This is a genomic window from Burkholderia sp. Ac-20353 (assembly GCF_017104785.1).
Taxonomy (GTDB): Bacteria; Pseudomonadota; Gammaproteobacteria; order Burkholderiales; family Burkholderiaceae; genus Burkholderia.
Genome location: NZ_JAAGPL010000337.1, coordinates 1 through 5,442, shown reverse-complemented (window position 1 = coordinate 5,442; position 5,442 = coordinate 1). Strand labels below are relative to the sequence as shown.

General features: G+C 70.1%; 6 protein-coding genes and 1 pseudogene. 2 read left to right on the top strand and 5 right to left on the bottom strand.

The window, feature by feature from the left end; translation table 11 throughout:
• A pseudogene (locus G3N94_RS39460) lies at positions 1-228 on the bottom strand (MFS transporter); the annotation flags it as partial.
• Positions 229-241: 13 nt separating this feature from the next.
• Between G3N94_RS39460 and G3N94_RS39455 the strand changes: the two are divergent.
• Both G3N94_RS39455 and G3N94_RS39450 read left to right on the top strand, forming a co-directional pair.
• Entirely contained in the window at positions 242-1,432 is a 1,191-nt protein-coding gene (locus G3N94_RS39455; RefSeq protein WP_205799610.1) for an SAM-dependent methyltransferase, read from the top strand.
• 12 nt (positions 1,433-1,444) lie between these two features.
• The gene (locus G3N94_RS39450; protein ID WP_124600150.1) at positions 1,445-1,639 is read left to right on the top strand and encodes a DUF2905 domain-containing protein; all 195 of its coding nucleotides are present in this window, start codon (positions 1,445-1,447) and stop codon (positions 1,637-1,639) included.
• Between the two features lie 41 nt (positions 1,640-1,680).
• Here the strand turns inward: G3N94_RS39450 and G3N94_RS39445 are convergent, their stop codons facing one another.
• The 4 genes from G3N94_RS39445 to G3N94_RS39430 form a co-directional block, all read right to left on the bottom strand.
• Complete coding sequence (locus G3N94_RS39445; protein ID WP_205799609.1) at positions 1,681-1,902, bottom strand: hypothetical protein; 222 nt, start codon at positions 1,900-1,902, stop codon at positions 1,681-1,683.
• A gap of 65 nt (positions 1,903-1,967) precedes the next feature.
• Complete coding sequence (locus G3N94_RS39440) at positions 1,968-2,879, bottom strand: carbohydrate kinase (RefSeq protein ID WP_205799608.1); 912 nt, start codon at positions 2,877-2,879, stop codon at positions 1,968-1,970.
• On the bottom strand, positions 2,876-4,156 hold the full coding sequence (locus G3N94_RS39435; protein ID WP_205799607.1) for an AGE family epimerase/isomerase: 1,281 nt from the start codon (positions 4,154-4,156) through the stop codon (positions 2,876-2,878). The genes G3N94_RS39440 and G3N94_RS39435 overlap by 4 nt, the downstream gene beginning before the upstream one ends.
• Entirely contained in the window at positions 4,153-5,169 is a 1,017-nt protein-coding gene (locus tag G3N94_RS39430; protein ID WP_205799606.1) for a LacI family DNA-binding transcriptional regulator, read from the bottom strand. Before G3N94_RS39430 ends, G3N94_RS39435 begins: the two co-directional genes overlap by 4 nt.
• Between the last annotated feature and the right edge of the window lie 273 nt (positions 5,170-5,442).

The window sequence follows — 5,442 nt, the reverse complement described above, 5'->3', positions numbered from 1 at the left end:
GAGGAGCGGCAGCGTGGACGCGCGCGAGCAGCCGAGCGACGCCAGCGTGAACACCGCGAGGCCCGCGACGTACACGCGCTTGTGGCCGACGATGTCGCCGAGCGACGCGAACGGCAGCAGCGTCGCGGTCGCGAGCGCGCGCCCGATCGACGCGGCGTCGGCTGCGCTGTCCGCGGCGCCCGCGATGAGCACCACGCGTGCGGGCGACATATCGGCTGAAACGGTCATTTACAATGCCGGGATGAACCCGAAAGCTCACGAACCCGCTAGTTTACCTGCTCCCGGCCCTGACGCGCTCGCGCAGTCCGAAACCCTTGCCGCGCAACTGCGTGGCGAGATCGCGGCGGCCGGCGGCTGGCTGCCGTTTGCCGGTTTCATGGAAACGGCGCTGTACGCGCCCGGCCTCGGCTATTACAGCGGCGGCGCCCGCAAGTTCGGCCGCCGCGCCGAGGACGGCAGCGACTTCGTCACCGCGCCCGAGTTGTCGCCGCTGTTCGCGCAGACGCTCGCGCGGCCGGTTGCCGAAGCGCTCGCGGCGAGCGGCACGCGCCGCGTGATGGAATTCGGCGCGGGCACCGGCAAGCTCGCGGCGGGGCTGCTCGCGGCGCTCGACGCGCTCGAGGCCGGGCTCGACGAATACCTGATCGTCGACCTGTCCGGCGAGCTGCGCGAACGGCAGCGCGACACGATCGCGGCCGCCGCGCCGGGCCTCGCGGCGAAGGTGCGCTGGCTCGACGCGCTGCCCGAGCGGTTCGACGGCGTCGTCGTCGGCAACGAGGTGCTCGACGCGATGCCGGTGCGGCTGTTCGCGAAGGCGGACGGCGCATGGCGCGAACGCGGCGTCGCGCTCGACGCGCGGCAGGCGTTCGTGTTCGACGACCGCCCGGTCGAGGCGGCCGGGCTGCCGCCGGTGCTCACGACACTCGATGCGGCCGACGGCTACGTGACCGAGACGCACGAGGCGGCGCTCGCGTTCACGCGCACCGTCTGCACGATGCTCGCGCGCGGCGCGGTGCTGCTGATCGACTACGGCTTTCCCGCGCACGAGTACTACCATCCGCAGCGCGACCGCGGCACGCTGATGTGCCACTACCGCCACCGCGCGCACGACGACCCGTTCCTGTACCCGGGCCTGCAGGACATCACCGCGCACGTCGAATTCTCCGGTATCTACGAGGCCGGCGTCGCGACCGGCGCGGACCTGCTCGGCTATACGTCGCAGGCGCGTTTCCTGCTCAACGCGGGGATCACCGACGCGCTCGCCGCGATCGATCCGTCCGACGTCACGCAGTTCCTGCCGGCCGCGAATGCGGTGCAGAAGCTGATCTCGGAAGCGGAGATGGGCGAGCTGTTCAAGGTGATCGCGTTCTCGCGCGGCATCGACGGCACGCTCGACGCGTTCGCGCGCGGCGACCGTTCGCACGTGCTCTGACGGGAGCGACCGATGCTGCGCTGGCTGATGGCGTCGTTCATCGCGGTGATGATCCTCACACGCTGCTGGCCATGGCTCGGCAAGCTCGGCGTCGGGCGGCTGCCGGGCGACGTGACGCTGACGCTCGGCGGGCGGCGCTACCCGTTTCCGTTCATGTCGACGCTGGTGATCACGATGCTGGTGTCGATGGTGGCGCGGCTCGTCTGATGCGCGACGGCGGCGCCTTGCTCGCGGCTGCCGGATGCGCGTTACAGTTCTATTTCGCCGAGGATCCGGTGCGCGAGTGCCTTCGCCTCGTTGAACGCTTCTTCCTCGTTGGGGCTCGTCGTGTGCACGTCGTAGCGCACATTCTCGGTATCGTCCCCGTCGTCACGGGTCAGGATCACGTAGCCCTGGAACTGCCCGGTGCCGGAATGCTGGGTGTGCGCCTTGGCCGTGTAGATGCCCTTCGTGAACGTGTTGGTGTCCATGACGCTTCTCCCGCAATAGGACACTTCATCGTAGCACTGCGCCGCACCCTGTACAGCGGTTCGTGTCAGTCGTCGAACAGCGCGACGACCTCGTCGAGCGTCGGCGCGTGCGCGCCCGTGTGACGGCACGCGGCGGCGCCGGCCGCGAGCGCGAACGCGAGGTGCGCGCGCCACGGCCGCTGCGGTGCCGCCATCAGGCTGAACAGCAGCCCGCCGATCGACGCGTCGCCCGCGCCGACCGTATCGACCACTTCGACGCGCGGCGGACTCGCTTCGTGAACGTCGCCGTCCGCGTACAGCGTCGCCGCGTTCGCGCCGCGCGTGACGAGGAGCGCCGCACGCGGGTTCATCGCCCGCAGCGCCGCGATCGCATCGGCTTCGCTGCCGCCGTCGAACAGGTGCCGCAGATCCTCGTCGGATACCTTGATCAGGTCCGCGAGGCCGGCCATCCGCTCGAGCGTCGGCCGGTACGCGGCCGTCATCAGGTTCCGGAAGTTCGGATCGAAGCTGATCTTCACGCCGCGCGCGTGCAGGTCGGCCGCGAGCGCGAGCAGCGTGCCCGCGAGCGGTTCGCGCACGAGGCTGATGCAGCCGAAGTGCGCCCACTGCACGTGATCGGCCCAGCCGGCCGGCAGCCGCGCGGGATCGAACGCGAGATCGGCGCTGGCCTCGCCGATGAAGAAGTAGGCGGGCGGCCGCGTTTCGTGGACGATCGCGAGCAGCGGCGGCCGCGCGACGCGCTGCAGGAAGCGCAGATCGAGCCCGGCAACCTCGCTCGCGCGCCACAGCGCGTCGGAGAAGCAGTCGTCGCCGATCGCGCCCGCGAGCGCGCTCGATACGCCGAGCCGCGCGACCGCGCGCGCGACGTTCCAGCCAGCGCCGCCCGGTACCGACGTCCAGTGCGCGTCGCCCGCGCGCACCATGTCGGTGAGGATGTCGCCGGCGGACACGAACGCCGGGAATGCGTGGTCCGTCATTGCGTCGGTTCGCTGCGCGCCGCGCGCGCTAGCGTGGCGAGCACGTCGTAGCACGCGCCCATCGTGTGGTAGTCGGTCTTGCCGGCGGGGCTCTTCTCGTCGCTGTACTTGCGGTTGTCGCAGGTGAGGATCCGGTACCACGCGCCGTAGCGGTGATCGACGAAATGCGCCCAGCTATAGCGCCAGATCTCGTCGTACCAGTCCCAGAAGCGCTCGGCGCCGGTGCGCGCGCCGAGCAGCGCGGCTGCCGCGAAGGTTTCCGCCTGCACCCAGAAATACTTGTTGTGGTCGCAGATCGTGAAGTCGGGGCCGAAGCCGTAACAGAGCCCGCCGTGTTCGGCGTCCCACGCGTGCGCGAGCGCCGCATCGAACAGCTCGGCCGCGCGCGGCACGAGCCAGTCGAGCGGGCGGTGCCGTTCGAGGATCAGCAGCAGCTTCGCCCATTCGGTCTGGTGCCCGGGCTGGAAGCCCCACGGCCGGAAGATGTTCGAGCTGTCTTCCTTGTTGTAGTCCCAGTCGACCGACCAGTCCGCGTGATAGTGCTCCCACACGAGGCCGCCCGACAGCGCCGCCTGGCGCTGCGTGATATGCGTCGCGAGCTTTTCCGCGCGATCGAGATAGGTGAGGTGGCCGGTCGCCTCGTAGGCGGCAAGCAGCGCCTCGGTCATGTGCATGTTCGCGTTCTGGCCGCGGTAGCTCGACACGATCCAGTTTGGCGACGCGTCGTCCGCGTACAGGCCCGCGGCGGCATCCCAGAAGCGGTGCTCGGCGAGCTCGTAGGTCGCGGCGATCAGCGGCCGCGCTTCGGCGACGCCCGCCATCGTCGCGTGCGCGGCGGCGAGCAGCACGAACGCGAGGCCGTAGCAGTGCCGCGTGCCGTCGAGCGTCGCGCGCTTCGCGCCGTCGCGCCAGTCGAGTTCCCAGTCGTAGCCCTGCAGTTCGTCGTCCCAGTGCGCGTCGTGCAGGAAGCGCAGCCCGTGGCGCGTGTAGTCGAGATGGCGCGGATCGCCGAAATGCCGGTACGCCATCGCGTAGTTGAAGACGAACCGGCAACTGCTGACGAGGTGCCGCGACGTGCGGTTGTACACGCTGCCGTCGTCGCGGAAGTAGTGGTAGAAGCCGCCCGTCGGGTCGAGCGCGTTCGGCGCGTAGAAGCGCAGCGTGTCCTCGACGTGCGACAGCAGGAACGACGGATCGCGGAAGCTCTCGACGAACGGGGCCGATTGCGCGTGCGCGGCCGGCATCGCCGGGCTGGGGTGGACCGGGGGCATGTTCATGATTCGGTGACCGTGGTGTCGAATGCCGGCGTCGCGGCGGGCTGGCTGCTGGCCCGCACGATCAGCTCGACGGGCAGGCAGATCTCGGTGTGCTCGGGGGCGTCGGCGAGCAGCAGCTCGACGCCGCGGCGGCCGAGCGCTTCCTTGTCGACCGCGAGCGTCGTGAGGGGCGGGTGCGCGTGCGCGGCGGCCGGGATGTCGTCGAAGCCGACGATCGCGATGTCGTCCGGTACCCGCAGGCCGTGCGCGATGCACACGCGCTGCGCGGCGAGCGCGGCCGCGTCGTTGTATGCGAACACCGCGTCGGGCCGCGGGCGCGGCGCGTCGAGCAACTGCTGCATCGCGCGCGCGGCGCCCGTGTCGGGATCGAGCCCGGCGTCGATCGTCACTTCGTACGCGGGATCGAACAGCCGGCCGGCTTCGAAGAACGCGCGCCGGTAGCCGATCGCGCGCTGCGTGATGCTGTAGTGCGCGGGCGAGCCGCCGATGAACGCGATGCGGGTGCGGCCGGTCGCGAGCAGATGGCGCATCGCGAGCGCGGCGCCGGTCGCGTTGTCGATGTTGACCGAGCGCAGCCCGGGTGCCCACAGGTCGATCAGCACGAGCGGGCGGCCGGTCGCGGCGAGCGCGTCGATCGTCTCCGGCTCCATGAAGCCGGCCACCGCGATCGCGTCGGGTGCATGCGGGCGCATCTGGCGCAGCACGTCGTCGTTCGGGCCGACGGTGAGCAGCGTCGGCACGATGCCGCGCTCGCGGCAGGCGTTCTCGACGCCGTGCAGCACGTGCGAGAAGAACGGGCTGGCCGGAAAGCGGTTGTGCTGGCGATGCAGCAGGAACGTGAGCCGGCGGATGCGCGGCCGCAGCTGCGCGGGATCGTAGCCGAGGCGCTGCGCGATCTCGACGATGCGCGCGCGCGTGGTTTCGGACAGGCCCGGCTGGTTTTTCAGCGCGCGGGAGACGGTGCCGATCGAGACCTCTGCCGCCCGCGCAACGTCGCGAATGGTGGTGCCCATCGTTCGGGATCCGGATTTGTTTAGGGTGAAAGCGATTGTATAGTAAAACACCTCGCGAAATTTGTGCCTGATGCCCGGGTGTGCTCCGTAAATACCCGGATTTAAAGCACTAATCTGCGTAATGGCTTTTACTAAAAATACTAAACAGGTGGCAGGAAGGGCAAGGTGATCGCGCGGCGATTCCCGTCGCCGGCCGACCGCGACCGGCGCGAGCCCGGTCAGCCCGCGTTCGCGTGCGGCGGTTCGCCGCGTGCGAGCAGCGCGGCCCGGCCG

What these genes read in the sequence shown, in the direction of transcription:
- G3N94_RS39440 (WP_205799608.1), bottom strand. Translation starts at nt 2,879, where the DNA reads ATGACGGACCACGCATTCCCGGCGTTCGTGTCCGCCGGCGACATCCTC.
- G3N94_RS39450 (WP_124600150.1), top strand. Translation starts at nt 1,445, where the DNA reads ATGCTGCGCTGGCTGATGGCGTCGTTCATCGCGGTGATGATCCTCACA.
- G3N94_RS39455 (WP_205799610.1), top strand. Translation starts at nt 242, where the DNA reads ATGAACCCGAAAGCTCACGAACCCGCTAGTTTACCTGCTCCCGGCCCT.
- G3N94_RS39435 (WP_205799607.1), bottom strand. Translation starts at nt 4,156, where the DNA reads ATGAACATGCCCCCGGTCCACCCCAGCCCGGCGATGCCGGCCGCGCAC.
- G3N94_RS39430 (WP_205799606.1), bottom strand. Translation starts at nt 5,169, where the DNA reads ATGGGCACCACCATTCGCGACGTTGCGCGGGCGGCAGAGGTCTCGATC.
- G3N94_RS39445 (WP_205799609.1), bottom strand. Translation starts at nt 1,902, where the DNA reads ATGGACACCAACACGTTCACGAAGGGCATCTACACGGCCAAGGCGCAC.